The organism is Candidatus Tisiphia endosymbiont of Parasteatoda lunata (assembly GCF_964030955.1).
Lineage (GTDB): Bacteria > Pseudomonadota > Alphaproteobacteria > Rickettsiales > Rickettsiaceae > Tisiphia.
Genome location: NZ_OZ035003.1, coordinates 1720543 through 1747389 on the forward strand (window position 1 = coordinate 1720543; position 26847 = coordinate 1747389).

The 26847-nt window shown below is 33.0% G+C and carries 37 protein-coding genes and 4 pseudogenes; 13 read left to right on the forward strand and 28 right to left on the reverse strand.

Going from position 1 to position 26847, the window contains the following annotated elements:
* Nucleotide 1: 1 nt before the first annotated feature.
* Nucleotides 2-130, reverse strand: a complete 129-nt coding sequence (locus AAHN00_RS10695) for a hypothetical protein (protein ID WP_342271257.1) — start codon at nucleotides 128-130, stop codon at nucleotides 2-4.
* Between the two features lie 302 nt (nucleotides 131-432).
* Here AAHN00_RS10695 and AAHN00_RS10700 point away from each other — a divergent pair, with 302 nt between their 5' ends.
* On the forward strand, nucleotides 433-1695 hold the full coding sequence (locus tag AAHN00_RS10700; RefSeq protein ID WP_342270914.1) for an IS256 family transposase: 1263 nt from the start codon (nucleotides 433-435) through the stop codon (nucleotides 1693-1695).
* Here AAHN00_RS10700 and AAHN00_RS10705 read toward each other — a convergent pair.
* Nucleotides 1664-2629: a transposase gene (locus AAHN00_RS10705; protein WP_342271258.1), complete on the reverse strand. Its 966-nt coding sequence runs from the start codon at nucleotides 2627-2629 to the stop codon at nucleotides 1664-1666. The two genes, AAHN00_RS10700 and AAHN00_RS10705, sit on opposite strands and share 32 nt — an antisense overlap.
* 74 nt (nucleotides 2630-2703) lie before the next feature.
* On the opposite strand from AAHN00_RS10705, the pseudogene AAHN00_RS10710 reads away from it, so the two are divergent.
* Together AAHN00_RS10710 and AAHN00_RS10715 are read left to right on the forward strand one after the other, a co-directional pair.
* Nucleotides 2704-3384 (forward strand): annotated as a pseudogene (locus tag AAHN00_RS10710) (IS256 family transposase); the annotation flags it as partial.
* 15 nt (nucleotides 3385-3399) lie between these two features.
* On the forward strand, nucleotides 3400-3729 hold the full coding sequence (locus tag AAHN00_RS10715) for an IS66 family transposase (RefSeq protein ID WP_342271259.1): 330 nt from the start codon (nucleotides 3400-3402) through the stop codon (nucleotides 3727-3729).
* Here AAHN00_RS10715 and tnpB (AAHN00_RS10720) read toward each other — a convergent pair.
* Genes tnpB (AAHN00_RS10720) through AAHN00_RS10735 form a run of 4 tightly spaced genes read right to left on the reverse strand, consistent with a single transcriptional unit; the run spans nucleotide 3726 to nucleotide 6488 of the window.
* Nucleotides 3726-4079 (reverse strand): IS66 family insertion sequence element accessory protein TnpB, encoded by a 354-nt coding sequence (tnpB, locus tag AAHN00_RS10720; protein ID WP_341752109.1) that lies wholly within the window; start codon nucleotides 4077-4079, stop codon nucleotides 3726-3728. The genes AAHN00_RS10715 and tnpB (AAHN00_RS10720) overlap by 4 nt on opposite strands.
* Nucleotides 4067-4516 carry a hypothetical protein gene (locus tag AAHN00_RS10725; protein ID WP_342271260.1) on the reverse strand — a complete coding sequence of 150 codons (450 nt, stop codon included), beginning with the start codon at nucleotides 4514-4516 and terminating at the stop codon, nucleotides 4067-4069. The genes tnpB (AAHN00_RS10720) and AAHN00_RS10725 overlap by 13 nt, the downstream gene beginning before the upstream one ends.
* A 56-nt stretch (nucleotides 4517-4572) precedes the next feature.
* Nucleotides 4573-5835, reverse strand: coding sequence for an IS256 family transposase (locus tag AAHN00_RS10730; RefSeq protein ID WP_342270914.1), 1263 nt, complete (start codon nucleotides 5833-5835; stop codon nucleotides 4573-4575).
* Nucleotides 5836-5879: 44 nt separating this feature from the next.
* Nucleotides 5880-6488 carry a type IV secretion system DNA-binding domain-containing protein gene (locus AAHN00_RS10735; protein ID WP_342272656.1) on the reverse strand — a complete coding sequence of 203 codons (609 nt, stop codon included), beginning with the start codon at nucleotides 6486-6488 and terminating at the stop codon, nucleotides 5880-5882.
* A gap of 48 nt (nucleotides 6489-6536) precedes the next feature.
* On the opposite strand from AAHN00_RS10735, the gene AAHN00_RS10740 reads away from it, so the two are divergent.
* Both AAHN00_RS10740 and tnpB (AAHN00_RS10745) read left to right on the forward strand, forming a co-directional pair.
* Nucleotides 6537-6962, forward strand: a complete 426-nt coding sequence (locus AAHN00_RS10740; RefSeq protein ID WP_342271098.1) for a hypothetical protein — start codon at nucleotides 6537-6539, stop codon at nucleotides 6960-6962.
* Nucleotides 6950-7303 carry an IS66 family insertion sequence element accessory protein TnpB gene (gene tnpB / locus AAHN00_RS10745; protein WP_341752109.1) on the forward strand — a complete coding sequence of 118 codons (354 nt, stop codon included), beginning with the start codon at nucleotides 6950-6952 and terminating at the stop codon, nucleotides 7301-7303. Before AAHN00_RS10740 ends, tnpB (AAHN00_RS10745) begins: the two co-directional genes overlap by 13 nt.
* On the opposite strand, the gene AAHN00_RS10750 is transcribed toward tnpB (AAHN00_RS10745), so the two are convergent.
* The 5 genes from AAHN00_RS10750 to AAHN00_RS10770 all read right to left on the reverse strand — a co-directional run bounded on the left by AAHN00_RS10750 (nucleotide 7300) and on the right by AAHN00_RS10770 (nucleotide 9705).
* Nucleotides 7300-7599: an IS66 family transposase gene (locus tag AAHN00_RS10750; protein ID WP_342271261.1), complete on the reverse strand. Its 300-nt coding sequence runs from the start codon at nucleotides 7597-7599 to the stop codon at nucleotides 7300-7302. The two genes, tnpB (AAHN00_RS10745) and AAHN00_RS10750, sit on opposite strands and share 4 nt — an antisense overlap.
* The gene (locus AAHN00_RS10755) at nucleotides 7592-8494 is read right to left on the reverse strand and encodes an IS3 family transposase (protein ID WP_342272567.1); all 903 of its coding nucleotides are present in this window, start codon (nucleotides 8492-8494) and stop codon (nucleotides 7592-7594) included. Before AAHN00_RS10755 ends, AAHN00_RS10750 begins: the two co-directional genes overlap by 8 nt.
* On the reverse strand, nucleotides 8452-8742 hold the full coding sequence (locus AAHN00_RS10760) for a transposase (RefSeq protein WP_342270937.1): 291 nt from the start codon (nucleotides 8740-8742) through the stop codon (nucleotides 8452-8454). Before AAHN00_RS10760 ends, AAHN00_RS10755 begins: the two co-directional genes overlap by 43 nt.
* A gap of 61 nt (nucleotides 8743-8803) precedes the next feature.
* Nucleotides 8804-9256: a hypothetical protein gene (locus AAHN00_RS10765; RefSeq protein WP_342271262.1), complete on the reverse strand. Its 453-nt coding sequence runs from the start codon at nucleotides 9254-9256 to the stop codon at nucleotides 8804-8806.
* 215 nt (nucleotides 9257-9471) lie between these two features.
* Nucleotides 9472-9705: a hypothetical protein gene (locus tag AAHN00_RS10770; protein WP_342271086.1), complete on the reverse strand. Its 234-nt coding sequence runs from the start codon at nucleotides 9703-9705 to the stop codon at nucleotides 9472-9474.
* 374 nt (nucleotides 9706-10079) lie between these two features.
* Between AAHN00_RS10770 and AAHN00_RS10775 the strand changes: the two are divergent.
* Nucleotides 10080-10178: pseudogene (locus AAHN00_RS10775) on the forward strand (transposase); the annotation flags it as partial.
* 14 nt (nucleotides 10179-10192) lie between these two features.
* On the opposite strand, the gene AAHN00_RS10780 reads toward AAHN00_RS10775, so the two are convergent.
* Nucleotides 10193-10846, reverse strand: coding sequence for a transposase (locus AAHN00_RS10780; protein ID WP_342271263.1), 654 nt, complete (start codon nucleotides 10844-10846; stop codon nucleotides 10193-10195).
* 56 nt (nucleotides 10847-10902) lie between these two features.
* On the opposite strand from AAHN00_RS10780, the gene AAHN00_RS10785 reads away from it, so the two are divergent.
* A complete protein-coding gene (locus AAHN00_RS10785; protein ID WP_342270914.1) occupies nucleotides 10903-12165 on the forward strand; it encodes an IS256 family transposase in 1263 nt (420 codons plus the stop codon).
* A 172-nt stretch (nucleotides 12166-12337) separates the two neighbouring features.
* Here the strand turns inward: AAHN00_RS10785 and AAHN00_RS10790 are convergent, their stop codons facing one another.
* From AAHN00_RS10790 to AAHN00_RS10840, 11 genes and pseudogenes are all read right to left on the reverse strand, one after another.
* On the reverse strand, nucleotides 12338-12640 hold the full coding sequence (locus tag AAHN00_RS10790) for an ATP-binding protein (protein ID WP_342260130.1): 303 nt from the start codon (nucleotides 12638-12640) through the stop codon (nucleotides 12338-12340).
* Nucleotides 12641-12680: 40 nt separating this feature from the next.
* Nucleotides 12681-12941: a hypothetical protein gene (locus tag AAHN00_RS10795; RefSeq protein ID WP_342271264.1), complete on the reverse strand. Its 261-nt coding sequence runs from the start codon at nucleotides 12939-12941 to the stop codon at nucleotides 12681-12683.
* Nucleotides 12925-13803 (reverse strand): IS982 family transposase, encoded by an 879-nt coding sequence (locus AAHN00_RS10800; protein ID WP_342271236.1) that lies wholly within the window; start codon nucleotides 13801-13803, stop codon nucleotides 12925-12927. Before AAHN00_RS10800 ends, AAHN00_RS10795 begins: the two co-directional genes overlap by 17 nt.
* 339 nt (nucleotides 13804-14142) lie before the next feature.
* Nucleotides 14143-14286: a hypothetical protein gene (locus AAHN00_RS10805; RefSeq protein ID WP_342260128.1), complete on the reverse strand. Its 144-nt coding sequence runs from the start codon at nucleotides 14284-14286 to the stop codon at nucleotides 14143-14145.
* A 143-nt stretch (nucleotides 14287-14429) separates the two neighbouring features.
* On the reverse strand, nucleotides 14430-15368 hold the full coding sequence (locus AAHN00_RS10810) for an Rpn family recombination-promoting nuclease/putative transposase (protein ID WP_342272658.1): 939 nt from the start codon (nucleotides 15366-15368) through the stop codon (nucleotides 14430-14432).
* Nucleotides 15369-15397: 29 nt separating this feature from the next.
* Nucleotides 15398-15655: a hypothetical protein gene (locus AAHN00_RS10815; RefSeq protein ID WP_342271265.1), complete on the reverse strand. Its 258-nt coding sequence runs from the start codon at nucleotides 15653-15655 to the stop codon at nucleotides 15398-15400.
* Complete coding sequence (locus AAHN00_RS10820) at nucleotides 15576-15737, reverse strand: hypothetical protein (RefSeq protein WP_342271266.1); 162 nt, start codon at nucleotides 15735-15737, stop codon at nucleotides 15576-15578. The genes AAHN00_RS10815 and AAHN00_RS10820 overlap by 80 nt, the downstream gene beginning before the upstream one ends.
* A 20-nt stretch (nucleotides 15738-15757) precedes the next feature.
* Entirely contained in the window at nucleotides 15758-16030 is a 273-nt protein-coding gene (locus AAHN00_RS10825) for a hypothetical protein (protein WP_342271267.1), read from the reverse strand.
* Nucleotides 16031-16095: 65 nt separating this feature from the next.
* Entirely contained in the window at nucleotides 16096-16263 is a 168-nt protein-coding gene (locus tag AAHN00_RS10830; RefSeq protein ID WP_342271268.1) for a hypothetical protein, read from the reverse strand.
* A gap of 130 nt (nucleotides 16264-16393) precedes the next feature.
* Nucleotides 16394-17329: pseudogene (locus AAHN00_RS10835) on the reverse strand (toprim domain-containing protein); the annotation flags it as partial.
* Between the two features lie 63 nt (nucleotides 17330-17392).
* Nucleotides 17393-18640, reverse strand: a complete 1248-nt coding sequence (locus tag AAHN00_RS10840; protein WP_342271269.1) for an IS3 family transposase — start codon at nucleotides 18638-18640, stop codon at nucleotides 17393-17395.
* A gap of 153 nt (nucleotides 18641-18793) precedes the next feature.
* Here AAHN00_RS10840 and AAHN00_RS10845 point away from each other — a divergent pair, with 153 nt between their 5' ends.
* The 3 genes and pseudogenes from AAHN00_RS10845 to AAHN00_RS10855 all read left to right on the forward strand — a co-directional run bounded on the left by AAHN00_RS10845 (nucleotide 18794) and on the right by AAHN00_RS10855 (nucleotide 22140).
* Nucleotides 18794-19684: an IS982 family transposase gene (locus tag AAHN00_RS10845; protein WP_342270981.1), complete on the forward strand. Its 891-nt coding sequence runs from the start codon at nucleotides 18794-18796 to the stop codon at nucleotides 19682-19684.
* 147 nt (nucleotides 19685-19831) lie between these two features.
* The gene (locus tag AAHN00_RS10850) at nucleotides 19832-20743 is read left to right on the forward strand and encodes a transposase (protein WP_342271270.1); all 912 of its coding nucleotides are present in this window, start codon (nucleotides 19832-19834) and stop codon (nucleotides 20741-20743) included.
* A 133-nt stretch (nucleotides 20744-20876) separates the two neighbouring features.
* Nucleotides 20877-22140 (forward strand): annotated as a pseudogene (locus AAHN00_RS10855) (IS256 family transposase).
* Here AAHN00_RS10855 and AAHN00_RS10860 read toward each other — a convergent pair.
* The 5 genes from AAHN00_RS10860 to AAHN00_RS10880 all read right to left on the reverse strand — a co-directional run bounded on the left by AAHN00_RS10860 (nucleotide 22109) and on the right by AAHN00_RS10880 (nucleotide 25234).
* A complete protein-coding gene (locus AAHN00_RS10860) occupies nucleotides 22109-23365 on the reverse strand; it encodes an IS256 family transposase (RefSeq protein WP_342271271.1) in 1257 nt (418 codons plus the stop codon). The pseudogene AAHN00_RS10855 and the gene AAHN00_RS10860 overlap by 32 nt on opposite strands.
* A gap of 80 nt (nucleotides 23366-23445) precedes the next feature.
* Nucleotides 23446-23628 carry a hypothetical protein gene (locus AAHN00_RS10865; protein WP_342271272.1) on the reverse strand — a complete coding sequence of 61 codons (183 nt, stop codon included), beginning with the start codon at nucleotides 23626-23628 and terminating at the stop codon, nucleotides 23446-23448.
* Entirely contained in the window at nucleotides 23622-23975 is a 354-nt protein-coding gene (locus AAHN00_RS10870; protein ID WP_342271273.1) for a helix-turn-helix domain-containing protein, read from the reverse strand. Before AAHN00_RS10870 ends, AAHN00_RS10865 begins: the two co-directional genes overlap by 7 nt.
* A 9-nt stretch (nucleotides 23976-23984) precedes the next feature.
* A complete protein-coding gene (locus AAHN00_RS10875) occupies nucleotides 23985-24512 on the reverse strand; it encodes an IS630 family transposase (protein ID WP_342271274.1) in 528 nt (175 codons plus the stop codon).
* Nucleotides 24512-25234, reverse strand: coding sequence for a winged helix-turn-helix domain-containing protein (locus tag AAHN00_RS10880; RefSeq protein ID WP_342271275.1), 723 nt, complete (start codon nucleotides 25232-25234; stop codon nucleotides 24512-24514). The genes AAHN00_RS10875 and AAHN00_RS10880 overlap by 1 nt, the downstream gene beginning before the upstream one ends.
* A gap of 363 nt (nucleotides 25235-25597) precedes the next feature.
* Between AAHN00_RS10880 and AAHN00_RS10885 the strand changes: the two genes are divergently transcribed.
* The 3 genes from AAHN00_RS10885 (at nucleotide 25598) to rpmA (ending at nucleotide 26779) form a co-directional block, all read left to right on the forward strand.
* On the forward strand, nucleotides 25598-25840 hold the full coding sequence (locus AAHN00_RS10885; protein ID WP_342271276.1) for a hypothetical protein: 243 nt from the start codon (nucleotides 25598-25600) through the stop codon (nucleotides 25838-25840).
* Nucleotides 25841-26188: 348 nt separating this feature from the next.
* Complete coding sequence (gene rplU, locus AAHN00_RS10890) at nucleotides 26189-26506, forward strand: 50S ribosomal protein L21 (RefSeq protein WP_341751386.1); 318 nt, start codon at nucleotides 26189-26191, stop codon at nucleotides 26504-26506.
* Between the two features lie 24 nt (nucleotides 26507-26530).
* A complete protein-coding gene (gene rpmA, locus AAHN00_RS10895; RefSeq protein WP_341755317.1) occupies nucleotides 26531-26779 on the forward strand; it encodes a 50S ribosomal protein L27 in 249 nt (82 codons plus the stop codon).
* The last annotated feature ends 68 nt before the right edge of the window (nucleotides 26780-26847 follow it).

The window sequence follows — 26847 nt, forward strand, 5'->3', positions numbered from 1 at the left end:
GCTAAAGGCATTTATGCCGTAATATTAAGCTCTGCACTTGCAGTGCAGAGTGGTTAACTGTCCCACTTTGGGAGAAAAACCCCGCACTTGCAGTGCGTCGTTTCAACATAAATTTTAAATATCTTATCAAGAAAAGATAAGATATTTTTTTAACAAAATCGAGTCAATCATTTAATTTGTGTAAGTTCATTTTTTATTTTCCAATAAATCATATTTAAAATCTCCACAAAGTATTTCAAATTGATTTAAAGCTAAAGACCAATCTTTAATAGGCATGGTCCATTTTTTGGCTGCATTTTGTAGGGATAAAAATATTATTTTTTGAATTGACTTATCATCTGGAAAGAGTCTGTCCTATAGTTTGTGTAAGTTGCAAAGAAAGCAGTAAGAGATTACTGTAAAAAAAGTAACTTAAGCAAGCAAGGAGGAATTATGGCTAAAAAATTAGATACAGATAAAGATACATTAGACATCAGTAATCAGCTAGTAGAAGAATTATTATCAAAAGCAGATCCATCGGAGTTATTTGGTCGAGATGGTTTATTTCAACAGCTAAAGAAGCAAATAGTTGAGAAAATATTAGCAAGTGAGTTGGATCATGAATTAGGATATTCAAAACATAGCAAGATGCCAAAAGTAGATAATAATCGTCGTAATGGTAGCTATGAGAAGACAGTAATTGATGGGGATGGTCGTAAGCTGACAGTAGAAGTACCAAGAGATCGGGAAGGAGAGTATAATCCTCAATTAATACCAAAAGGGCTGAGGAGATTTAATGGATTTGATGAGAAAGTGATATCCCTTTATGGTCGCGGTATGACAGTCAGCGAGATCCGAGGGCATTTAGAAGAAATATATCAAACTGATGTATCTGGTGACTTGATATCCACCATAACAGATGGGGTGATAGAAGAAGTAACTAGGTGGCAAAATCGTTGTTTAGATAGGGTGTATCCAATATTATACTTGGACTGTATCTATGTAAAATCTAGAGACAATCACATAGTAATAAATAAAGCAGTATATTTAGCACTTGCTGTAAATATAGAAGGGAAAAAGGAGTTACTTGGCATTTGGATAGGCAAAAATGAAGGTGCTAAATTTTGGATGCAAGTAGTTACTGAGTTAAAGAATCGAGGAATTGAACAAATTTATGTTGCTTGTGTGGATGGTTTAAAGGGCTTTCCAGAAGCTATAAGCAGTGTATTCCCGAGTACTATAGTACAATTATGTATTGTACATATGGTTCGCAATTCAGTAAAGTATGTGTCATATAAAGATTTAAAAGAGGTCACATCAGATCTAAAACAAATTTATACAGCTAATAATGACGAAATGGCACGTTTAAAACTTCAGCAATTTGGTGTAAAATGGGATAAAAAATATCCGGTAATTTCTGATATTTGGCAACGTAATTGGTCTGGGATAATACCGTTTTTTGCCTTTCCTGAAGAGATCAGAAAGGTAATTTATACTACTAACACTATAGAATCTGTAAATCGTCAAATTAGAAAAATTATCAAAAATAAGGGGGTGTTTCCAGATGATAAGTCAATTCAAAAAATAATATTTTTATCCCTACAAAATGCAGCCAAAAAATGGACCATGCCTATTAAAGATTGGTCTTTAGCTTTAAATCAATTTGAAATACTTTGTGGAGATTTTAAATATGATTTATTGGAAAATAAAAAATGAACTTACACAAATTAAATGATTGACTCTGTTGATATAAAGTAATTTTTTCATTTATCCTCCTTTTGTTCATATCGAGCCAAGCAAATACGGCAAGGCAAATATGATTTCTCTGAGCTCGACCCGTGCGTGCCTGACAGCGTTCAATACCACAAGTTTGTTTTAATTCTCGATGATAAACTTCTATAGACCACCGTGCCTTAACAATTTTCTCTATTTGTTCACGTGTTGGATTTTCTAAGTTAGTTGTTATGTAATCAATGCGACCATTTTTTGCCACAAACTTAAATACCGTAACCCAACCGTATCCACGTAGGTGAATTTTTAGTCCCTCATCAGGAATCTCTAAACTTTCTAAGCTAACATTATGATTAACTTTTCTATTTTTTCTTAGGTTACTAACCCATGTCCAACCTAAATTACGTATATGTTTCAAATTCTCCAAACCGCTATACCACGCATCCATTACTACTGCATCAGGATTGATCCCTCTTTCCTTAGCTAAAGTAAGCATATCACAAAAATGCTCATTCTTTGTTTTTCCATCAGTTTCTTTATCATATATTCTATAATCTACAGGGGTAGATTGATCAGTTTTAGCATTGTAATGCAGTAAGTTGACCATCCCTATACCAGGTATAACATCATGTACAGCTCCAGAATATTGATAATGTACAAGCTCAATTTTCTTACTGTATTGCTTTGACAATAACGTGTCATCTCCCACTAATAAACAAGAAGCTTCCCTATCAATATATTTTGACACTTCTCTGTAGATCCCGCTAGGGCGGAAATCCTTACTATTTAACCATCGACTTGCACTATCATGAGATAGGTTTATTGGACTTACTTCAGATAATGCTTTACCACTATATCTTACGCTACTTGCTTGTAAAAATGATTTATATAAGTCTTTGCTACATTTTGATCTTGCCATGCTTAACTAAAACTCTTTCTTGCTAGATTAACATATTTTTTGCTAAGTGCGAAACTCCTGACATAGTAATAAATAAAGCAGTATATTTAGCACTTGCTGTAAATATAGAAGGGAAAAAGGAGTTACTTGGCATTTGGATAGGCAAAAATGAAGGTGCTAAATTTTGGATGCAAGTAGTTACTGAGTTAAAGAATCGAGGAATTGAACAAATTTATGTTGCTTGTGTGGATGGTTTAAAGGGCTTTCCAGAAGCTATAAGCAGTGTATTCCCGAGTACTATAGTACAATTATGTATTGTACATATGGTTCGCAATTCAGTAAAGTATGTGTCATATAAAGATTTAAAAGAGGTCACATCAGATCTAAAACAAATTTATACAGCTAATAATGACGAAATGGCACGTTTAAAACTTCAGCAATTTGGTGTAAAATGGGATAAAAAATATCCGGTAATTTCTGATATTTGGCAACGTAATTGGTCTGGGATAATACCGTTTTTTGCCTTTCCTGAAGAGATCAGAAAGGTAATTTATACTACTAACACTATAGAATCTGTAAATCGTCAAATTAGAAAAATTATCAAAAATAAGGGGGTGTTTCCAGATGATAAGTCAATTCAAAAAATAATATTTTTATCCCTACAAAATGCAGCCAAAAAATGGACCATGCCTATTAAAGATTGGTCTTTAGCTTTAAATCAATTTGAAATACTTTGTGGAGATTTTAAATATGATTTATTGGAAAATAAAAAATGAACTTACACAAATTAAATGATTGACTCAAATAATAAAGAAGGTTTGACCCAATTTTTAAAAATCCCAGTTAGCAATCTTGATAATAATTGGGCTGAGAGATCACTGCGTACCATTATTTTACAAAGGAAGAATTCATTATTCTTTAAAACAATCAATAGTGCTGAGATACATAGTGGTCTGTATAGTATAGTAAAGACTTGTAGTGAGAACGAGATCAATGCCTTTAAATATTTAAATTGGCTACAAGAGCAGAGTAGCAAAGCAAAGAAGCGTCCTGCGAATTATACGCCTTTTGCCTATGCAAGATATATGAATAATACGGAATTAATCGAGACAGCAGCTTAAACGACAGGAAGCCAATCATTAGAGAATTTGGCAGAACTAGGATCACCATTATGAATAAGAATGTGTAAGGTTCTATAACAAATTTGATAAGATGAATTATCAGATGGGAAAAGTTTTGCGGTAAATTTACCTTTGGATAGGCGTTTAGAGCATAGCCAAAAGCCTTGACCGTCAAAGGACAAAATTTTAATGGCAGTTCTGTTTTTATTATAGAATAAAAACAAGGAACCATTAAGAGGGTCAGAAGAAAGTTTTTGTCTACAAACAGCGATTAAGCCATCGATACCCTTGCGAAAATCGATGGCAATAGTGGCAACAAAAATAACTGACGCCGGGGTTAGTTGCAGCATAAAAATGTCTGAATTATGGTTTTTGGTTCTAGTGTTTGGATAATAAGTTTGGTACCATTTGGTTTAATAATGTGACAAGTATAGTGATTTTGTTTGGGGGCAGCTACAGGATCGGTATCTATAGAATTTAATAGTTGAAATGGGAGAAAATTAATATTTTGTTGTAGAGCTTGATTTGAAGTTGAGACAGGAGAAGTTTTGAGGGTAGGCTCATGGGCTTTTTTAATTGAACTGATTGTTGCTTTTTTAATTGAACTGATTGTTGCTTTATTAATATTAAGATGTTTAGCTATCTCTTGGTAAGAATAATGATGGAGTAATTGGTAAACTAATTCCTTTAGATGGTTTGGTATAGGATCAAACTTATTAGTTTTAGTTTGACGCCAGGCTTTAAATTGCTGAGCTACTTGCTCAATAGTAATTGATGGTATTTGCATAGTATGAAACCCAAATGTATAAAAAATTCAGAGTCAATCATTTAATTTGTGTAAGTTCATTTTTTATTTTCCAATAAATCATATTTAAAATCTCCACAAAGTATTTCAAATTGATTTAAAGCTAAAGACCAATCTTTAATAGGCATGGTCCATTTTTTGGCTGCATTTTGTAGGGATAAAAATATTATTTTTTGAATTGACTTATCATCTGGAAACACCCCCTTATTTTTGATAATTTTTCTAATTTGACGATTTACAGATTCTATAGTGTTAGTAGTATAAATTACCTTTCTGATCTCTTCAGGAAAGGCAAAAAACGGTATTATCCCAGACCAATTACGTTGCCAAATATCAGAAATTACCGGATATTTTTTATCCCATTTTACACCAAATTGCTGAAGTTTTAAACGTGCCATTTCGTCATTATTAGCTGTATAAATTTGTTTTAGATCTGATGTGACCTCTTTTAAATCTTTATATGACACATACTTTACTGAATTGCGAACCATATGTACAATACATAATTGTACTATAGTACTCGGGAATACACTGCTTATAGCTTCTGGAAAGCCCTTTAAACCATCCACACAAGCAACATAAATTTGTTCAATTCCTCGATTCTTTAACTCAGTAACTACTTGCATCCAAAATTTAGCACCTTCATTTTTGCCTATCCAAATGCCAAGTAACTCCTTTTTCCCTTCTATATTTACAGCAAGTGCTAAATATACTGCTTTATTTATTACTATGTGATTGTCTCTAGATTTTACATAGATACAGTCCAAGTATAATATTGGATACACCCTATCTAAACAACGATTTTGCCACCTAGTTACTTCTTCTATCACCCCATCTGTTATGGTGGATATCAAGTCACCAGATACATCAGTTTGATATATTTCTTCTAAATGCCCTCGGATCTCGCTGACTGTCATACCGCGACCATAAAGGGATATCACTTTCTCATCAAATCCATTAAATCTCCTCAGCCCTTTTGGTATTAATTGAGGATTATACTCTCCTTCCCGATCTCTTGGTACTTCTACTGTCAGCTTACGACCATCCCCATCAATTACTGTCTTCTCATAGCTACCATTACGACGATTATTATCTACTTTTGGCATCTTGCTATGTTTTGAATATCCTAATTCATGATCCAACTCACTTGCTAATATTTTCTCAACTATTTGCTTCTTTAGCTGTTGAAATAAACCATCTCGACCAAATAACTCCGATGGATCTGCTTTTGATAATAATTCTTCTACTAGCTGATTACTGATGTCTAATGTATCTTTATCTGTATCTAATTTTTTAGCCATAATTCCTCCTTGCTTGCTTAAGTTACTTTTTTTACAGTAATCTCTTACTGCTTTCTTTGCAACTTACACAAACTATAGGACAGACTCTTTCTACCTTCTGCCATCATAGGTGATAAAGCAGGAAGTTTACCAAGGGCTGGCAGCTCATCGATAACAATCCATACTCTGTGTTTACTATCTATGCCTATTTCCATAAGCTGCGTTAATGCAAGTTCAGTTAAACAAGATATTAGTGGTAAGGTTAATGCACGACTGCTGGGTTTGGTTGCTAGAAAGAACCATGCTTTGTGTCCTGTCTGAAGATTAGCAAAGTATTGTTTAATTGAAAATGCTCCATTGTCATCGGCAAGCTGTAGGTACATAAGTGGTTTGCTATTTGCTGCCAGTACCGCTACAATAGAGCCAGATGTTTGTTTGGAGTCATTTGTAAGGTATCTAGCGGCTTCAGTACCTCCTAGTACGGTTTTTAGATATTCTATATCTGCATGACATGCCATATTTACTACATCTTGTACGGAGGCATTTTTCCCTCTCAAAAACTCAACGCAGCTATTGAGGACAGTTTCGGCAGCTGTTTCCCAAAAAAGATCAGAGTGACTGCTCGATTGCTTTCTGTTAAAACGTATACCTGCAGCAAAACTGCATAACTTTATCTAATGTTTTTGCTAGTATGAATTTTTTATACATTTGGGTTTCATACTATGCAAATACCATCAATTACTATTGAGCAAGTAGCTCAGCAATTTAAAGCCTGGCGTCAAACTAAAACTAATAAGTTTGATCCTATACCAAACCATCTAAAGGAATTAGTTTACCAATTACTCCATCATTATTCTTACCAAGAGATAGCTAAACATCTTAATATTAATAAAGCAACAATCAGTTCAATTAAAAAAGCCCATGAGCCTACCCTCAAAACTTCTCCTGTCTCAACTTCAAATCAAGCTCTACAACAAAATATTAATTTTCTCCCATTTCAACTATTAAATTCTATAGATACCGATCCTGTAGCTGCCCCCAAACAAAATCACTATATTTGTCACATTATTAAACCAAATGGTACCAAACTTATTATCCAAACACTAGAACCAAAAACCATAATTCAGACATTTTTATGCTGCAACTAACCCCGGCGTCAGTTATTTTTGTTGCCACTATTGCCATCGATTTTCGCAAGGGTATCGATGGCTTAATCGCTGTTTGTAGACAAAAACTTTCTTCTGACCCTCTTAATGGTTCCTTGTTTTTATTCTATAATAAAAACAGAACTGCCATTAAAATTTTGTCCTTTGACGGTCAAGGCTTTTGGCTATGCTCTAAACGCCTATCCAAAGGTAAATTTACCGCAAAACTTTTCCCATCTGATAATTCATCTTATCAAATTTGTTATAGAACCTTACACATTCTTATTCATAATGGTGATCCTAGTTCTGCCAAATTCTCTAATGATTGGCTTCCTGTCGTTTAAGCTGCTGTCTCGATTAATTCCGTATTATTCATATATCTTGCATAGGCAAAAGGCGTATAATTCGCAGGACGCTTCTTTGCTTTGCTACTCTGCTCTTGTAGCCAATTTAAATATTTAAAGGCATTGATCTCGTTCTCACTACAAGTCTTTACTATACTATACAAACCACTATGTATCTCAGCACTATTGATTGTTTTAAAGAATAATGAATTCTTCCTTTGTAAAATAATGGTACGCAGTGATCTCTCAGCCCAATTTGATCTGTCAACAGTTTTCCGGACAGTTTGTTTAGGCACATTTTTGCATTTTCTCGTATTGTACAGGTGATAGATAGTCATTAGTTGAATGCATCCTTATACGATTATAAAATACTTCTATATATTCAAATATGGCATATTTTGCTTCCTCCCTAGTTTTAAATTTATATTGATAAATTAGTTCTGTTTTTATAGTGTGAAAAAAGCTTTCAGCAACAGCATTATCCCAACAATTTCCTTTACCGCTCATACTCTGTATAATACCATGTTGTTTTGTAAGTTTTGAATGGCTATCAGAACAATATTGACTACCTCTATCAGTATGCCAAATAAGTCCTTTAGGTGGTTTACGTTGCCATATTGCCATTAGCAGAGCATTATTAACTAAATCAGCTTTCATGTTACTATTCATTGACCACCCTATAATTTTCCTAGAAAATAGATCAATAACGGTTGCTAAGTACAGCCAACCTTCTTCAGTTGGAACATATGTGATGTCCCCAACCCAATAACAATTAGCAGCATAGACCTTGAACTTTCTATCCAATAAATTAGGAGCAACTTGCTTATTATGACTAGAATCAGTAGTTGCTTTAAATTTATGTTTGCTTTTACATACTAAACCAGCTTCATTCATTAGCCTTGCAATCCGCTTCCGACTAACAATTATACCGTGTCTAGATAGTTCCTTTTTAATGGGTCTAGATCCATAATTCCTTCTACCTTCTTGAAAAATTGTTTTAATCTTACAGGTTAAAGCATTATCTTCTTTGTCCCTATTGCATTCAGGGGTAGTTAACCATTCATAATAGCCACTACGTGATACTTTCATAAATTTGCACATAATCGCAGTTGAAAAATCACCTTTATGCTTCTTTATCCATGCGTACTTTATTGGGACTCTTTCGCAAAGTACGCGGCAGCCTTTTTTAATAGATCACGCTCCTGCGTTACCCTAGCTAAATCTTTCTTTAATCTTTTTAATTCATCATAGAGATGTTCATCTGTTCGCATTATTGATTCTTTAGGTTTGGAATATTTATCTACCCAAGTATATAGAGTATTTCTAGTAATACCTAACTCTTTAGCTGTTTGTGACACAGGTCGCTTGGACTCAATTGCTAATTTAACTGCTGACTCTTTAAATTCAGCCGGATAAACCTTTGGTTTGCTATTAGTCATTTTTGTACTTCCTTTCTGTTAATATTGTCTCCTATTAACTGTCCGGAAAACTATAACCACATCAAACTATCACCTCATTATTTGCAGTCTTAGCACATATTGTAGTAGTATAACAGCTGCGTCCTTTCTTATTTTGAGTACGTAATTTCTTATTGGCTATAGTAATTTCTAAAATCCTAGCTCTAGTATCATCAAGGTTCAGTGAACTACATTCGGCAGCCATTTCCAATAATACCCCGTAAATTTCAGCTCCACCACCTTCTTGCCAAACATCTAAATATTGTTGCCAGAGCGAGCTATATGCCACAGGAACACCACTTAAACTTTGCAGCCTAGATAAACGGTAGAAAGGAGTACCATAGGTCTTTTGTAACACTATTGCACTTCTGCTACTATTTGTCCATTTGTTGATATTTTTATTGTTCATAACTATATAATCACAAGCATTACAACGTAGCGTTTTCTTTACATATCTGTTGACTGTAATTGGAGCATTACCTGTAAATTGTAGCAATTTTCTAGCTTCACTATTATATAGTTTGCCATTACAACAGTGAGGACAGCTATCACCACTACAAAAATTCTCAGGAGTTAAATAGCTGGTATTCGCATCCTTATAATCATCAAACCCATATTTACCTTGCCAATTACTACGATCTATCTTTTTGGGCTTATCGCACTCTTCTTCATTACCACCATTCCCCTTATCAGATTCACTTGGCGGTTCTTTTAATGAATCTGAACTATCTTTTTTTTGTTATCTGCCTTAAAACCAATCAGCATTTCCTTAAGCTTATTTATACTGATATTTGATGATGCTAGCTTGTCTATTAGCTCATTACAAAATTTCACAAGTTCTACTATCGTTTGCTGTTCATCTCCCGTTAATGAACTGTCCTTGACATGTTGTATTAGTTCTTCTCGTTCTTCAGCACTTAAGGTCGCTACTTTTGGTTTTTTCATTTGATTAATTATCATTATTATTAATATTTCAAATGTTATAATATAATTGGTACTTTTTCAACTAGTTTTTATTACAAAACTTACGCTATGTTATCTCAAGTATGACTAAAAACCTTGGCTGAAAGCCATTTTTTCATAGTAAAGAATTTTAATAATATCTCAGTACAAAGCCACTTATCATAAAACATAGCGTAAGTTTTGATTAATCGGTGATATTTGCATAGTAGAAACCCAAATTTATACAATAAATTCATACTAGCAAAAAAATTAGATAGTGTTACGCAGTTTTGCTGCAAGTATACGTTAAAACCGATTAATATCTTGGAAAATCGCTCTAAATCCTCACGAGATTCACAATCTTTCCAAAAGTCCCAAAATATCCGGTAATTTCTGATATTTGGCAACGTAATTGGTCTGGGATAATACCGTTTTTTGCCTTTCCTGAAGAGATCAGAAAGGTAATTTATACTACTCAGGAGTTTCGCAGTTAGCAAAATTGCGAATCAGCTAAAAGGCATCTAATGTTGTTCTGAATTGATGTTTTTATAACTTCCCAAGTTTGTTGATATAAAGTAATTTTTTCATTTATCCTCCTTTTGTTCATATCGAGCCAAGCAAATACAGCAAGGCAAATATGATTTCTCTGAGCTCGACCCGTGCGTGCCTGACAGCGTTCAATACCACAAGTTTGTTTTAATTCTCGATGATAAACTTCTATAGACCACCGTGCCTTAACAATTTTCTCTATTTGTTCACGTGTTGGATTTTCTAAGTTAGTTGTTATGTAATCAATGCGACCATTTTTTGCCACAAACTTAAATACCGTAACCCAACCGTATCCACGTAGGTGAATTTTTAGTCCCTCATCAGGAATCTCTAAACTTTCTAAGCTAACATTATGATTAACTTTTCTATTTTTTCTTAGGTTACTAACCCATGTCCAACCTAAATTACGTATATGTTTCAAATTCTCCAAACCGCTATACCACGCATCCATTACTACTGCATCAGGATTGATCCCTCTTTCCTTAGCTAAAGTAAGCATATCACAAAAATGCTCATTCTTTGTTTTTCCATCAGTTTCTTTATCATATATTCTATAATCTACAGGAGTCTGTCCTATAGTTTGTGTAAGTTGCAAAGAAAGCAGTAAGAGATTACTGTAAAAAAAGTAACTTAAGCAAGCAAGGAGGAATTATGGCTAAAAAATTAGATACAGATAAAGATACATTAGACATCAGTAATCAGCTAGTAGAAGAATTATTATCAAAAGCAGATCCATCGGAGTTATTTGGTCGAGATGGTTTATTTCAACAGCTAAAGAAGCAAATAGTTGAGAAAATATTAGCAAGTGAGTTGGATCATGAATTAGGATATTCAAAACATAGCAAGATGCCAAAAGTAGATAATAATCGTCGTAATGGTAGCTATGAGAAGACAGTAATTGATGGGGATGGTCGTAAGCTGACAGTAGAAGTACCAAGAGATCGGGAAGGAGAGTATAATCCTCAATTAATACCAAAAGGGCTGAGGAGATTTAATGGATTTGATGAGAAAGTGATATCCCTTTATGGTCGCGGTATGACAGTCAGCGAGATCCGAGGGCATTTAGAAGAAATATATCAAACTGATGTATCTGGTGACTTGATATCCACCATAACAGATGGGGTGATAGAAGAAGTAACTAGGTGGCAAAATCGTTGTTTAGATAGGGTGTATCCAATATTATACTTGGACTGTATCTATGTAAAATCTAGAGACAATCACATAGTAATAAATAAAGCAGTATATTTAGCACTTGCTGTAAATATAGAAGGGAAAAAGGAGTTACTTGGCATTTGGATAGGCAAAAATGAAGGTGCTAAATTTTGGATGCAAGTAGTTACTGAGTTAAAGAATCGAGGAATTGAACAAATTTATGTTGCTTGTGTGGATGGTTTAAAGGGCTTTCCAGAAGCTATAAGCAGTGTATTCCCGAGTACTATAGTACAATTATGTATTGTACATATGGTTCGCAATTCAGTAAAGTATGTGTCATATAAAGATTTAAAAGAGGTCACATCAGATCTAAAACAAATTTATACAGCTAATAATGACGAAATGGCACGTTTAAAACTTCAGCAATTTGGTGTAAAATGGGATAAAAAATATCCGGTAATTTCTGATATTTGGCAACGTAATTGGTCTGGGATAATACCGTTTTTTGCCTTTCCTGAAGAGATCAGAAAGGTAATTTATACTACTAACACTATAGAATCTGTAAATCGTCAAATTAGAAAAATTATCAAAAATAAGGGGGTGTTTCCAGATGATAAGTCAATTCAAAAAATAATATTTTTATCCCTACAAAATGCAGCCAAAAAATGGACCATGCCTATTAAAGATTGGTCTTTAGCTTTAAATCAATTTGAAATACTTTGTGGAGATTTTAAATATGATTTATTGGAAAATAAAAAATGAACTTACACAAATTAAATGATTGACTCAGTTAAGACTTTTAGATGATTATATGCAACGACAGCTTCGTTCTCCATCTTTACACTATTTAGAACCTTCCATAGCGTAAGTTTTGTAGATATAGATATTTTTAATAATTATTTATTGCAACGGTGGTTGATAGTCAATTATTGATTTATAACCTCTTATTAGCTATATCGTTAATCATGTCTTCAATAATATCTTCAACTAGTGGTAATTTAACTGGTACTTGTACAGTAAAAGTTGTACTCTTACCTTGATAGCTGTTAACATTAATTTTACTATTTAGTTCAAAGATAAACTGTTTGACTAAATTTAAGCCTAAACCTAAGCTTAAATCCACTTCCTCAGCACTATCTTTACTAGTAGAAGAGTCAAGACTGTTTAATTGTTTATAAAGATATTGTTGTTGGTCTTTGGACATACCTATACCGGTATCATGAACGATGAATTGCAAAATATCTTCCTTAGCACGGGTATTTTTAATATTATTTTCATTATAGATATTTTCCTAATTCGAAGGTTGGAGCAGCAAAAAAATTGGTGGTAATAATAATACTACCTTTCTCGGTAAAATTAATGGCGTTACTAACTAATTGATCTAATATTGCCTCAAGTCGGTAACTATCGGCAATGACCACATCCGCAAGATCATGCTGAAAATTAGCAACGAGCTTTATGCCTTTATAATTAGCAGCTGGTATTAGTTTAGTAATAACTCTATTTAACCCCAGTTGCCAATTAATTTGGTATATCAAAAAGTTCTATAGGCAGCAAAGTTTTGATAGAAGGTTTGTTTTCTAGCAACTGATAATTGATTAGGCAGGATAGCATATGACTAAATGCATTTGTAACTGATCTATGTCTAGAATGCTCCAATTTATCAAGAAATTTAAGTTTGCCTATTACGGTTTCTATCAGAGTTCTTTTGAGCAACATAACCTTATCTGTAATAGGGAGTAATATATTTTTCATATTCTTTTTAACCCGAGTAATAAGTTGGATGCCTTTGTCATGCAAATCATCAAATAATTCTTTAGATATATAACCGCGATCGCCAAAAACTTTGCCATATATACCAGATATCATTCCTTTAAGCCCTTTCCTATCATCCTTATTACCACTGCTGAAAGATACCTTTATCAGATTACCTTCGGTATCTATGATTAAATGTAACTTTAGTCCATAAAACCACCCCTTAGTGGTTTTTCCTCTTGCCGCTATTCCTTTAAAAACCTTATGTGAACTTATACGATAATTCTTACATACGGCTATACCTGTAGCATCTACAAAAGACAGACCTGTGCATTCAGCAAGCAAATGATTCAGTAATATTGCTAAATAAGGCATACTTCTACCTATCAATTTAGTAAAATGTTCATAGCTAACAAGTTTAAAATCTTCTGTATAATTATGTAAGATTACTTGTTTGTAATAATGCTTAAAACAATCACAATATGAATCATAGTAACCAATTAATATGGTTACTACTTCGCTTATTGATAAATAATTACTTACACCAGGTTTAAATTTACTACTATTAATTGTAGGCAAATTATTTTCCAAATTCTTTATAAAATCGTCGACAAAACAGTAAATTGCGGTAAAATCTTTTTTCATAGGTTATTTTGTTATTGGTTGAAAAAGATAAAATAACCTATGTCCCTTTTAAAATCTACCTTTCATCTCTCCTATTTAATTGGCAACTGGGGTTATTTACTAACTTCTTAGGATCAATTTTTTGTACGATGTGAGGTGCTAATGCTGTGGTAGCTGTCAAGCTTGAATGTGACTTAGCAAAGTCTAATATATCACCGGAGTAATTGATAAGCTCCTTGGCACAATTGGTAATGTTGGCTATAGATTGCTTCTTGCTAGGATCATTCTCTACTTCATATAGTACCAAAGCACCTGAGCAAATGCTGATACAGGGAGTTTTTATACTAAGTGATACATTTTTTATAAAGTCTTGGTGATTAAATTAGCTAATTTGAGTTTTTTCTTAACTTGTTCTAGCTCAAGAGAAATATCATTATCGATATTATTTGTTTCATTGCTAGTTTTAGTTGTGTCTTCATTGGTAGTGTTATTATTTTCTGCCATTAAAACCTATTATCTATAAGACTTATAGAGTTTTGCCGGACAGACTAGCTTTAAATCAATTTGAAATACTTTGTGGAGATTTTAAATATGATTTATTGGAAAATAAAAAATGAACTTACACAAATTAAATGATTGACTCGGGTTTATTTTTTCTGAGTAAGAGAATGAATAAAAGATTTGCTAAGACCAGTTACAGCAGAAATAAAAGCAACATCAGAGCCTTGAGCTAACATTTTCTTTGCTATTTCAACTCTCTCTTCAGCTTTACCTTCAGCTTTACCAACCTGGATGCCTTGGACTATACCCTCATCAATATATTTCTCAGCAATAGTTCTCATAATATTCCCCTCTTCTGTTGCAGTTAAATGACTCGCTATTAGCCTCTCTAGCTCTTGTTGCTTACCTTCTTCTATCTTAGCCTCACTATACCATAAAAACGATCTTATGTAAATATAGCCTGTTGACTTATCTATACTAATATAGGATTTAAAATTTGTTAAAAGTTCATCCCACACCTTCAATATATCTCGCTTCTGTATATTTTTCATCATAAATTGTAACATACCGAAATGTTGCTTCTGCTTTATCTCATCATCAGACATTGATTGTAAATCTATTAGCTTATAATCCTCACACATCAATTGCTTTGCAAGTTTGGGATCACTAAACAACTCAAACAAGTTCTTTGGCACATTAAATCTTCTAGTACCATGATAAAACACCATTGGTACTATCAACGGTATTTTATTCCTACCTTTTTTATGTCTTTCAGCTAATAGCAACATATATTTCCATAATTTGAGTGCCATCCAATATTTTGGTCTTATCTCCGCCTCAATCAACACATACACAAAGGCTTGCTCATTATCTTTAGTCTTAACAGAATAGACTAAATCACTAAGAGCTCTTTTTAGGTCATCCTCAACAAATGATTCTTTCTCTATTGTTATTTTGGTTAAATCAACTATTTCCTTAACCTCTTCTGGTAAATAATGCTCCAAAAATTCTTGAGCTGCTATTTGATTGACCATTATCTTTTTAAATAATGCATCATGTTTTAGTTGAGTTGAGATATTCTTGATTAGTTAATTATTATTATTTTTAATATAACCTATATAGTAGCTTTAACTATTATTCCCTGGTTTTTCTGAGTCTCTGCTGCATTTTGTAATTCATTTTTTATTTCCTTACCTATTACTGATTGTGGATTAATATATTGCATCACTTGTTTATCTTTGCCTATGGCAACTAAGTAATCTTCTGGTACGGCGTAGCTTTTACCTCTAAAATCATTTATTGTCCCACTTTGGGAGAAAAACCCCGCACTTGCAGTGCGTCGTTTCAACATAAATTTTAAATATCTTATCAAGAAAAGATAGGATATTTTTTAACAAAATCTTACACTTCACAGATATATTTTTTTGTGTTGTGACACTTTCTAAATGAGCCATACACAAATAGTTTCTAACTTTTAAGTTAGTACATACATGAGGCATTCATGCCGTAATATTAAGCTCTGCACTTGCAGTGCAGAGTGGTTAACTACTATATCGCAGAATCTAACATTACCTAAATTATAATTAGGAGCAAACTTATTTTTCATTATTTGCAAATCTTTTGTTATTTTCTGCTCAATAGCTTTAGAACAACTATTCTTGCTATAGAGAATAAAAGACTCTATGCCTTTTTCCTTATATATTTGCAAGGCTGTATTTATGTTCTCCTTAGTAGTAAATCTTTCCAATGATTTTATTTGCCATTGAAACTTCTGTAATATATCGCGATTTGCTGATTTTCCAAGTTCTAGTTCTATAGATTTGATTTGTGATTTATTGTCCCACTTTGGGAGAAAAACCCCGCACTTGCAGTGCGTCGTTTCAACATAAATTTTAAATATCTTATCAAGAAAAGATAAGATAAGATATTTTTTAACAAAATCTTACACTTCACAGATATATTCTTTTTGTGTTGTGACACTTTCTAAATGAGCCATACACAAATAGTTTCTAACTTTTAAGTTAGTACATACATGAGGCATTCATGCCGTAATATTAAGCTCTGCACTTGCAGTGCAGAGTGGTTAACTATTGTCAGCATTATTAACTGGTTTTAATGACTCAGTAAATTTAGTTGTTTTTTCGTTTAGTGTTTCATTTGATATTAATTTTGCTATTTCAGGTTCTATAAACTTTTTAATAGATTCTGCTCCTTGAGCTTTGAGCATATCATTAAAATCCCCCATATCTTGCGGCATTATTACTGATACTACTGCACCCTTAGCTGTTAATTGTTCTTTAGCTTTAATGACACTACTAACTGATACGGCACTTTGTCCATCATTATCTGCCGCAATGATTATCTTCTCTCCTTTTGTAGGTTGATAATTCTTAATATTACTTATACCTAAACTACAGATGATTTTACCTTTAATACCTGCTTCCTGCAAACTTAAAGCTGTTTCTACTCCTTCTGCTATAATTGTTATGTTACTCCTTGAGTTATCCCCTTGTTGATTATCTTGTTGAATTTCTACAAAACAACCACTAATTTTACCAAATGAACGTTTATTAACGGCAATATCAGCTTTAGCACCTGTTTCTTGGTTTAAATAGATCGATTGTCCACCAGTGATTCTACCTTCTTGATCTCGTGCGAAGGCAATTAAGGCTGGATAATATTGTTTGCTGCCATTATCCCACATCATGTTAGTTTTAAGGTCTTGGCTTAATTGGAATTTTTCTAATACTGTTTCAATTCCACGGTGCTTACCTAAATATTGTCTAGCTACATTATTATTGGTAGAATATAGTACAGAACTTGATTTTTCATATAATCCTTCCGCTTGTTTTATCTTAGCTATCTCTCTGTTTTGTTCTTGTTGATTCTGGATTTTAGCTTGCCTGTAAGACTTATCTACTACCAAATCTACTAATAGGTCTTGTTTATAGACAGTTGGCATACCAACCATTTCTTGTAAATATTTCTGAGCTTGAATAAAGTTACATTTTCTTTCTCTCTGTACTAAAGTAAATAAGTCTCCACCGAAACTGGACTGATTTTTCAAGACAAATTTTTCACTAATTTTGTTTCCCATTTTACATAATTTTTAAGCTGCATTTTGTAAGTAATCAAGATACACGTTCATCGGTTTTTTATAACCAATACTTGAATGGAATCTTTGATTGTTATATTTATCCATGTATTTATCAATACCATCTTTAAGTTCTGCGATATTTTTAAAATCATTTATAAATATACAATTATATTTTAAAGTTCTAAAAAATCTTTCAATCACAATATTATCAATGCTTCTACCCTTACCGTTCATTGAGATTTGTATATTATTCTCTTTTAGAATTCCCGTATGCTCATGTCCAGTATATTGACTACCCTGATCACTATTGAATATTTGTGGTGCAGGGTATTTATTCAGTGCATCTTTTAATACATCGGTTACAAGTGATGCATCCATAGAATTAGATACTTTATAACTTAGTATTGCCTTACTATGCCAATCTATAATCGCCACAAGATACATAAATCCTCCGTTAGTTCTAATATAAGTAATGTCACCACTCCACACTTGATTAACATAAGGTACATGAATAGTTCTATTCGTTCCTGATTTGTGCCAGTACGGCTCAAGCAAATAGCTATAAATTTTATGTTGACCATCCTTCACAGAAGTAGATTGCTTTTTATGAGGATGAATAGCTTCTATACCCATTATTCCCATATATTTAAGCACCCTATCTCTGCCCACATTAAAGCCGTCTTCCAATAATTGTTTGTATATATAACGATAACCATACTCAGGGTTATCCGTATATATTTCATCTATTCTATTTAAAATATCAAGATTATATAAGCTCATTACTTTAGCTTTATAATATACTCCAGATCTGCTTATCTTTAATAGTTCACATTGCCTTGTCTTTGCTAACGTACTCAGCTTGGGGTCGACAAGACTTTTCTTATTTGATAAGTCCAAGCTGTTTAGCTTTCCCACCGCCCAGTCCCTCTCGACTGTAGCCTTACCTAATGCTTTTGCAAGTTCATCGTTTTGATTCTTAAGTTCACTAATCTGCCCTTTGTACTCACTAACAGCTTTTGCTGGCTCAAATGCCAATGACGCATTATCTAAAAATTGTCGTTTCCAGTTTTGCATAGTTTTAGCCGTTACTTCATATTTGACCGATAACTGACCTATTGTTGATTCTTCTTTTAACATCTCTAATACTATTTTAGTTTTTGCTTCTGCACTAAAATTTTTAATTTGTTTTTTACCCATTTGTTTCTCTTTAATTTTATTTAACCTGAGTTTGACGTAAGCACCAAACAAAATGCTAAGCATTATGTAATAACATAAACAAACTGTTGGTGGTGAGCTATGGTAAAAATAAAACCTTCTTTTAAACTAGTGTGTTAGGAGAAAGAATATTTGAAAAGTAAGAAGGGAGGGATTATAAAGTTCTCGAATAATAACAACAAAATTGGAGAATATATTATGATCCCTCTTACGGAGATTTTCTGCTTAATTGATGATTTTTGCAAGCATTTTGATACGGAGCAAAATAAATATATATTACCAAATCCTAACCGTAAGCGTAAAGTAGTTTGCAGTATAGGACTCTCAGAGATTATTACTATTATAGTAATGTTTCACTTGAGTCACTACCGTACCTTTAAAGATTTTTATTTATGCTGCCTATGTCAAAGTTATAGAAAGGAATTTCCAAAACTTGTGAGCTATAGTCGTTTTATTCAGTTAATGCCAATGAGCTTCATGCCCATGGTGTTACTGCTAAAAAGCCTATCAGGAAAACAAACTGGTCAATATTATATCGACTCTACTAAACTTCCTGCTTGCCATAATTTAAGAATTAATAGACATAAAGTATTCAAAGACATAGCAAAAAGAGGTAAGACTTCCACTGGGTGGTTCTTTGGTTGTAAGCTACATATTGTCATTAACAGTTGCGGAGAGATTATGAGTTTTTCTTTAACTCCAGGAAATGTTGATGATAGAGCAGTGGTGGAAAATTTAGTAGATAAATTACAAGGCTGGCTTTTTGGTGATCGTGGGTATATCAGTAAAAAACTCACTCAATCCCTTGCTAATCAAGGTTTAGAACTAATAACAAAAATTAAAAGTAATATGAAAGAAAAAATAATAGATCCTATTAAAAAGCGGTTTTTAAATAAAAGGTATATTATTGAAACCATTAACGATCAACTAAAAAACCTTTGTCATATAGACCATACAAGGCACAGATCTGTTATGAATTTTCAAACTAACGTATTAGCTGGACTGCTTGCCTATGTTTTTAAGCCTAATAAAATTTCTGTAGCTTTTGGAAAATTAAACAATCTCAACCTTCCTCTTACATCAAACTGAGGTTATTTATTATTCTATACTTATTGAGAAACAAAAATACCTGCTTCTTTGTCTAATTTTTTCAGTCCATTATAACCTTCACCTTTACAGGAGTTTCGCACTTAGCAAAAAATATGTTAATCTAGCAAGAAAGAGTTTTAGTTAAGCATGGCAAGATCAAAATGTAGCAAAGACTTATATAAATCATTTTTACAAGCAAGTAGCGTAAGATATAGTGGTAAAGCATTATCTGAAGTAAGTCCAATAAACCTATCTCATGATAGTGCAAGTCGATGGTTAAATAGTAAGGATTTCCGCCCTAGCGGGATCTACAGAGAAGTGTCAAAATATATTGATAGGGAAGCTTCTTGTTTATTAGTGGGAGATGACACGTTATTGTCAAAGCAATACAGTAAGAAAATTGAGCTTGTACATTATCAATATTCTGGAGCTGTACATGATGTTATACCTGGTATAGGGATGGTCAACTTACTGCATTACAATGCTAAAACTGATCAATCTACCCCTGTAGATTATAGAATATATGATAAAGAAACTGATGGAAAAACAAAGAATGAGCATTTTTGTGATATGCTTACTTTAGCTAAGGAAAGAGGGATCAATCCTGATGCAGTAGTAATGGATGCGTGGTATAGCGGTTTGGAGAATTTGAAACATATACGTAATTTAGGTTGGACATGGGTTAGTAACCTAAGAAAAAATAGAAAAGTTAATCATAATGTTAGCTTAGAAAGTTTAGAGATTCCTGATGAGGGACTAAAAATTCACCTACGTGGATACGGTTGGGTTACGGTATTTAAGTTTGTGGCAAAAAATGGTCGCATTGATTACATAACAACTAACTTAGAAAATCCAACACGTGAACAAATAGAGAAAATTGTTAAGGCACGGTGGTCTATAGAAGTTTATCATCGAGAATTAAAACAAACTTGTGGTATTGAACGCTGTCAGGCACGCACGGGTCGAGCTCAGAGAAATCATATTTGCCTTGCCGTATTTGCTTGGCTCGATATGAACAAAAGGAGGATAAATGAAAAAATTATGAGCCTTTCTAATTAAGTGTGTAAATTTTTCATAGGGCTTAAATTCTACCTTCAAATTTTATGAGTCTGTCCTATAGTTTGTGTAAGTTGCAAAGAAAGCAGTAAGAGATTACTGTAAAAAAAGTAACTTAAGCAAGCAAGGAGGAATTATGGCTAAAAAATTAGATACAGATAAAGATACATTAGACATCAGTAATCAGCTAGTAGAAGAATTATTATCAAAAGCAGATCCATCGGAGTTATTTGGTCGAGATGGTTTATTTCAACAGCTAAAGAAGCAAATAGTTGAGAAAATATTAGCAAGTGAGTTGGATCATGAATTAGGATATTCAAAACATAGCAAGATGCCAAAAGTAGATAATAATCGTCGTAATGGTAGCTATGAGAAGACAGTAATTGATGGGGATGGTCGTAAGCTGACAGTAGAAGTACCAAGAGATCGGGAAGGAGAGTATAATCCTCAATTAATACCAAAAGGGCTGAGGAGATTTAATGGATTTGATGAGAAAGTGATATCCCTTTATGGTCGCGGTATGACAGTCAGCGAGATCCGAGGGCATTTAGAAGAAATATATCAAACTGATGTATCTGGTGACTTGATATCCACCATAACAGATGGGGTGATAGAAGAAGTAACTAGGTGGCAAAATCGTTGTTTAGATAGGGTGTATCCAATATTATACTTGGACTGTATCTATGTAAAATCTAGAGACAATCACATAGTAATAAATAAAGCAGTATATTTAGCACTTGCTGTAAATATAGAAGGGAAAAAGGAGTTACTTGGCATTTGGATAGGCAAAAATGAAGGTGCTAAATTTTGGATGCAAGTAGTTACTGAGTTAAAGAATCGAGGAATTGAACAAATTTATGTTGCTTGTGTGGATGGTTTAAAGGGCTTTCCAGAAGCTATAAGCAGTGTATTCCCGAGTACTATAGTAACAATTATGTATTGTACATATGGTTCGCAATTCAGTAAAGTATGTGTCATATAAAGATTTAAAAGAGGTCACATCAGATCTAAAACAAATTTATACAGCTAATAATGACGAAATGGCACGTTTAAAACTTCAGCAATTTGGTGTAAAATGGGATAAAAAATATCCGGTAATTTCTGATATTTGGCAACGTAATTGGTCTGGGATAATACCGTTTTTTGCCTTTCCTGAAGAGATCAGAAAGGTAATTTATACTACTAACACTATAGAATCTGTAAATCGTCAAATTAGAAAAATTATCAAAAATAAGGGGGTGTTTCCAGATGATAAGTCAATTCAAAAAATAATATTTTTATCCCTACAAAATGCAGCCAAAAAATGGACCATGCCTATTAAAGATTGGTCTTTAGCTTTAAATCAATTTGAAATACTTTGTGGAGATTTTAAATATGATTTATTGGAAAATAAAAAATGAACTTACACAAATTAAATGATTGACTCAATTTTATCAAAAAGTGAGCCATAGCTGCGTTCCAGTTTGGAATCGGCATAACCCATTTCTTGGTCATATAATCAATTGCCAAATACAAGGTCTTAAAAACAGCATTATCATTTGGAAAAACCCGTTTATTCTTAGTAACCTTACGTAATTGGCTATTGACAGATTCTACACTATTAGTTGTGTATATTACTTTCCTTATCGCCTCAGGGTATCCTAGAAAAACCATTAAATTTTCCCAATGAACATACCAAGATTTAGCAATTTGTGGATACTGTTTACTCCATTTAGCTTCAAAAGATTCTAAAGCAAGATGTGCTTCTTCCTCTGTGCTAGCAGTATATATAGGCTTTAAATCAGCCGCTAATTCTTTTCGGTCTTTATATGATACATATTTTAAACTATTTCTAATCTGATGTACAATACATAATTGATGTTCGGTTTTCGGAAAAACTGCTTCTATTGCCTCAGACATACCGGTTAAATTATCACTGCAAGCAATAAGCATGTCTTGCATACCTCTGTTCTTCATCTCAGTAAAATTACCAAGCCAAAATTTCGCTCCTTCATTTTCACTGATCCACAATCCTAAAATATCCTTCCTTTCAGATAAATCAATACCTAATGCTACATATACAGACTTATTGATAATTCGTTTATCTTGACGTACTTTTACTACTAAACAGTCAAAAAATACTATAGCATATACTCGATCCAATGGTCGGCTTTGCCATATCTTGACATCCTCAATTACATCATCAGTAATTTGACTTATCAAACTTTCGCTAACGTCAGCTCCATACAATTCTTGCATTTGAATCTTAATATCAGATAAGCTCATTCCTTTAGCGTATAATGATATTATTTTATCATCAAATCCTTCAATACGTCTTTGACGCTTCGGAATTAATGCAGGTTCAAATGTACTACTTCTATCCCTTGGAACCTCAATCTCTACAACTCCATTATTTGTTACTAGATTCTTTACATTCCTACCATTACGAACATTATCACTATCAGTATGACAATATTTATCATATCCTAAATGATTATTCATCTCTGACTGCAATGCCTTCTCTACAAGCCGTTTGGTTAATTGTTTTAATAAACCATCCTCTTTAAGTAATGTTGATATATCTGTATCATTATTTATTAATAAATCTATCGCTTGATTCATTGCTTCATTTTGTTTTTGGTGCATTATAATTTCTCCTTTTGTTATATTATATTTTTATATAACCTTTGAAAAATTTACACACTTATTTGTACAGAGCCAAAACATTAGATAAAGTTATGCAGTTTTGCTGCAGGTATACATTGCTGTTGCCGAACTTTACGGGGTCTAGTGCCACGCTTAGCCCATATACGAGTTAAGCTACCTTGTTGCCCAACTCGAGTTTCATCTTGAGACCATATATCAACTTTACATCTATCGATATTTTTTGGTAATAATTCTGTTAACATATCTGGAAAGTTTTTTTATATGTATTTTGAGTCTCTTGATTTGACTTTGGATGCATTGAACGAGAAGTAATCCAGCTAAAACCAAGGCGGTGCATAGTATTGTAGACTGTTTTTAAAGCACATTTAGCACCATATTCCTCAAGTAACATGATATGTAACTCCTTTCCAGTTATATACCCACCAGTTTTACTTTCACTGAGCGTATTGATTTTATCAAAAAGAGCAGACTCTTGTATAGTGTTAATCTTCCTAGGGGCACCGCTTCTTTGTGATTCAAATAATCCTTCAAAACCATGATTCCTAAATCTTCTGAGCCATGATTGCACAGTTTTCCAGTGTGACTTCACTATTTCATACTAATTATCTTTCAAAACAGAATTAATAGGATTAATAATCCAATTCCAACTAGTGATAGATTTAACAATTTGAGGACTTGCTTCATATTTTAATATAGCATCTGACATTCTATTTAACACATCCTCCATTGAATGAAATAATTTATTGTAAAAGAATTTTTCTTTTATTTCCTCCCACATATTTTCAGCAGGATTTAGTTGAGGAGACAAAGGTGGAAGATGATGAATCATTATATTTTGTGGTATTGTTATAGAAGTTTGACGATGATTTGCTGCACCATCACATATCAGCAAAATAAACTTATCCGGATGCCTTGAGGATAATTCTTGTAAGAAAATATTCATACATTCTGATGTCATATAAGGTAAGATTAACATATCCGATACTCCAGTCATTGGACTAAATGCTCCATAAATATAACTATATTCCCGGATAACTTGTTTAGCGACAGCAGGTCTGTTACCTTTGTAACTCCAACATCTTTTTATATCATTTATTCGTCCAAAACGAGACTCATCTTGAAACATCACTTGTAACTCAAGTCCCTCCGACTTAGACCGGACATTGGCGGCGGTAACCACTGAGCCGAAGTTTTTTTAAAAGATTCCATCTCATCTTTATTTTGGTTTGGATGATGAGGACGGGGAAAAACTTTACGCCAATGATGACGATGTAAAAGTTTGTAGATTGCTGATTTAGTTACTTTCTTCTGCAAAACCTCTTCATATTTTTTCTGTATTTCTCTGACTACTACAACTTCTCCTTGAGATGCCCTATGATTAAAAGATTTCAGTATTTTACTTTCATTAGACTCATCCATATAACAATGATTCCTACCTCCTCTTTTAGTTTCTTTTAATACTGATTCTCCTTGCTGATAATAAGCAGTATGAATTTGCCTAACTCGACTAATACTTAAACCGGTAATTTCAGAAATCTGCTTAGGTAAATATGAAAACTTGGCACGCAAATAAATACATTGTATCTTGCGAAACGCTATTAATTCTGGTGCCAATTTTAACAAAAATTCCATCCGACAAATTGTTTCAGGTGGATAAACATATTGATAACCTGACATTACTTTTTTTATTTTTATTGTCCCACTTTGGGAGAAAAACCCCGCACTTGCAGTGCGTCGTTTCAACATAAATTTTAAATATCTTATCAAGAAAAGATAAGAATGAATCATACAGATATTTTTTAACAAAATCTTACACTTCACAGATATATTCTTTTTGTGTTGTGACACTTTCTAAATGAGCCATATACAAATAGTTTCTAACTTTTAAGTTAGTACATACATTAGGCATTCATGCCGTAATATTAAGCTCTGCACTTGCAGTGCAGAGTGGTTAACTTTATAACCTCATTATACCATATTAATTCTATTTTGAAAGATAATTAGTATCAGATATGGCTTTAAAAGATTTGCCTAATTGAAGGTGATACATCGCCAATAAACGTATACGATTTCGACCATGCGGCTCATGTTTCATCATTTTTATAAAATCATGACCTTCAAAACCTTACGGTAATATTAACCTAGCTATTTGATTACCTTTTATCAGTTAAAAAACCATTTTATAACACTGCGTTAATTATTGCAATTGGTATGACTAGTAAAGATTTCTCAAATATATTTGGCAAAGCTAAGGCAGATATATCTCGTTTATTTAAAGAACTACAACAGTTAAGTGCTGTAACCAGTAAAAGAGATGATAACATTTTAAGCGTAGTGTATCACTTAGAGGATATCGAACTGTATATCAAAAGTATTTTGAGCATACTTGAACAACAAGAAAAGTGTAAGACAACTGAAGAGTCAACAAATAAATCCAAAATAAGTAATAGTTAAAACTAAAATAAAATTATAGCATAGAAGACAGAATGTGTGGTTGTGATAAGGCAAGCAACTATCGTTGTTATACTCAAATGATTTGAAGAATTGGATTTGAAAATGAATGGTGAACATGCGAATCCATGGTATTGTTCAAAAAACAATTCGTAGGAGCAGAAGAGTATACTAATCATGTCAACAATACAAGGTCAATAATAATGATTAGAAACTGTATTATTATAAATAATACGGGCTATCTTTTATTTATAGCAGTATCTATTTAATTACGAATTGCTATTGACTAAAATAGTTGCTGGTAATATAATGTCGACTTAATTTGTTTAAATTTTAGTTAGGATATTTTTCATGTTCGCAATCGTCAAATCAGGCGGGAAACAGTATAAAGTCGGCAAAAACAGTGTCATCAAAGTAGAAAAAATTGACGGTGAAAGAGGTGCAAAAATCCAATTTGACCAAATATTGATGATTGGTGAAGATTCAAAGCCATCTTTTATAGGTACGCCAATGGTTAAAGGAGCTCTTGTTACTGCCGAAATTACTAACCAGTTTAAAGATAGTAAGGTTATTGTCTTTAAGAAAAAACGTCGACAGAATTATCGTCGCAAGACTGGTCATAGGCAGGAATTGACCGAACTGAAAATATTAGACATTACTAAACTATAATAGGATTTATTTAAGGATATATAAATGGCAACTAAAAAAGCTGGTGGTAGTTCTAGAAACGGCAGAGACTCGATCGGTCGTAGGTTGGGTGTTAAAAAATATGATGGACAATATGTGATACCAGGTAACATTATTGTTAGACAACGTGGTACTAAATTTTACCCAGGTAAAAATGTTGGACTTGGTAGAGATCATACGTTATTTGCATTGATTGCAGGCAAAGTAGAATTTTCTAGTAAGAGAGACTATAAAATAGTCAATATTGTGCAGTGATGATGCTATTTCTGCCTGCAGATGTCATCCCTATTCACCACACAATGTTACCCCTACGTAGACAGAGG

Bases quoted from the DNA above. Each gene is read 5' to 3' on its own strand.
- AAHN00_RS10840 (WP_342271269.1), bottom strand. From the start codon at position 18,640: ATGCTTAGCATTTTGTTTGGTGCTTACGTCAAACTCAGGTTAAATAAA.
- AAHN00_RS10865 (WP_342271272.1), bottom strand. From the start codon at position 23,628: ATGTTAACAGAATTATTACCAAAAAATATCGATAGATGTAAAGTTGAT.
- AAHN00_RS10885 (WP_342271276.1), top strand. From the start codon at position 25,598: ATGACTAGTAAAGATTTCTCAAATATATTTGGCAAAGCTAAGGCAGAT.
- tnpB (WP_341752109.1), bottom strand. From the start codon at position 4,079: ATGCTGCAACTAACCCCGGCGTCAGTTATTTTTGTTGCCACTATTGCC.
- AAHN00_RS10760 (WP_342270937.1), bottom strand. From the start codon at position 8,742: ATGACTAATAGCAAACCAAAGGTTTATCCGGCTGAATTTAAAGAGTCA.
- AAHN00_RS10725 (WP_342271260.1), bottom strand. From the start codon at position 4,516: ATGCAAATACCATCAATTACTATTGAGCAAGTAGCTCAGCAATTTAAA.
- tnpB (WP_341752109.1), top strand. From the start codon at position 6,950: ATGCTGCAACTAACCCCGGCGTCAGTTATTTTTGTTGCCACTATTGCC.
- rplU (WP_341751386.1), top strand. From the start codon at position 26,189: ATGTTCGCAATCGTCAAATCAGGCGGGAAACAGTATAAAGTCGGCAAA.
- AAHN00_RS10700 (WP_342270914.1), top strand. From the start codon at position 433: ATGGCTAAAAAATTAGATACAGATAAAGATACATTAGACATCAGTAAT.
- AAHN00_RS10820 (WP_342271266.1), bottom strand. From the start codon at position 15,737: ATGGCTCATTTAGAAAGTGTCACAACACAAAAAAATATATCTGTGAAG.
- AAHN00_RS10845 (WP_342270981.1), top strand. From the start codon at position 18,794: ATGATCCCTCTTACGGAGATTTTCTGCTTAATTGATGATTTTTGCAAG.
- AAHN00_RS10730 (WP_342270914.1), bottom strand. From the start codon at position 5,835: ATGGCTAAAAAATTAGATACAGATAAAGATACATTAGACATCAGTAAT.
- rpmA (WP_341755317.1), top strand. From the start codon at position 26,531: ATGGCAACTAAAAAAGCTGGTGGTAGTTCTAGAAACGGCAGAGACTCG.
- AAHN00_RS10770 (WP_342271086.1), bottom strand. From the start codon at position 9,705: ATGAAAAAACCAAAAGTAGCGACCTTAAGTGCTGAAGAACGAGAAGAA.
- AAHN00_RS10740 (WP_342271098.1), top strand. From the start codon at position 6,537: ATGCAAATACCATCAATTACTATTGAGCAAGTAGCTCAGCAATTTAAA.
- AAHN00_RS10715 (WP_342271259.1), top strand. From the start codon at position 3,400: ATGATTGACTCAAATAATAAAGAAGGTTTGACCCAATTTTTAAAAATC.
- AAHN00_RS10805 (WP_342260128.1), bottom strand. From the start codon at position 14,286: ATGGCAGAAAATAATAACACTACCAATGAAGACACAACTAAAACTAGC.
- AAHN00_RS10705 (WP_342271258.1), bottom strand. From the start codon at position 2,629: ATGGCAAGATCAAAATGTAGCAAAGACTTATATAAATCATTTTTACAA.
- AAHN00_RS10785 (WP_342270914.1), top strand. From the start codon at position 10,903: ATGGCTAAAAAATTAGATACAGATAAAGATACATTAGACATCAGTAAT.
- AAHN00_RS10800 (WP_342271236.1), bottom strand. From the start codon at position 13,803: ATGAAAAAAGATTTTACCGCAATTTACTGTTTTGTCGACGATTTTATA.
- AAHN00_RS10850 (WP_342271270.1), top strand. From the start codon at position 19,832: ATGGCAAGATCAAAATGTAGCAAAGACTTATATAAATCATTTTTACAA.
- AAHN00_RS10875 (WP_342271274.1), bottom strand. From the start codon at position 24,512: ATGTTTCAAGATGAGTCTCGTTTTGGACGAATAAATGATATAAAAAGA.
- AAHN00_RS10860 (WP_342271271.1), bottom strand. From the start codon at position 23,365: ATGCACCAAAAACAAAATGAAGCAATGAATCAAGCGATAGATTTATTA.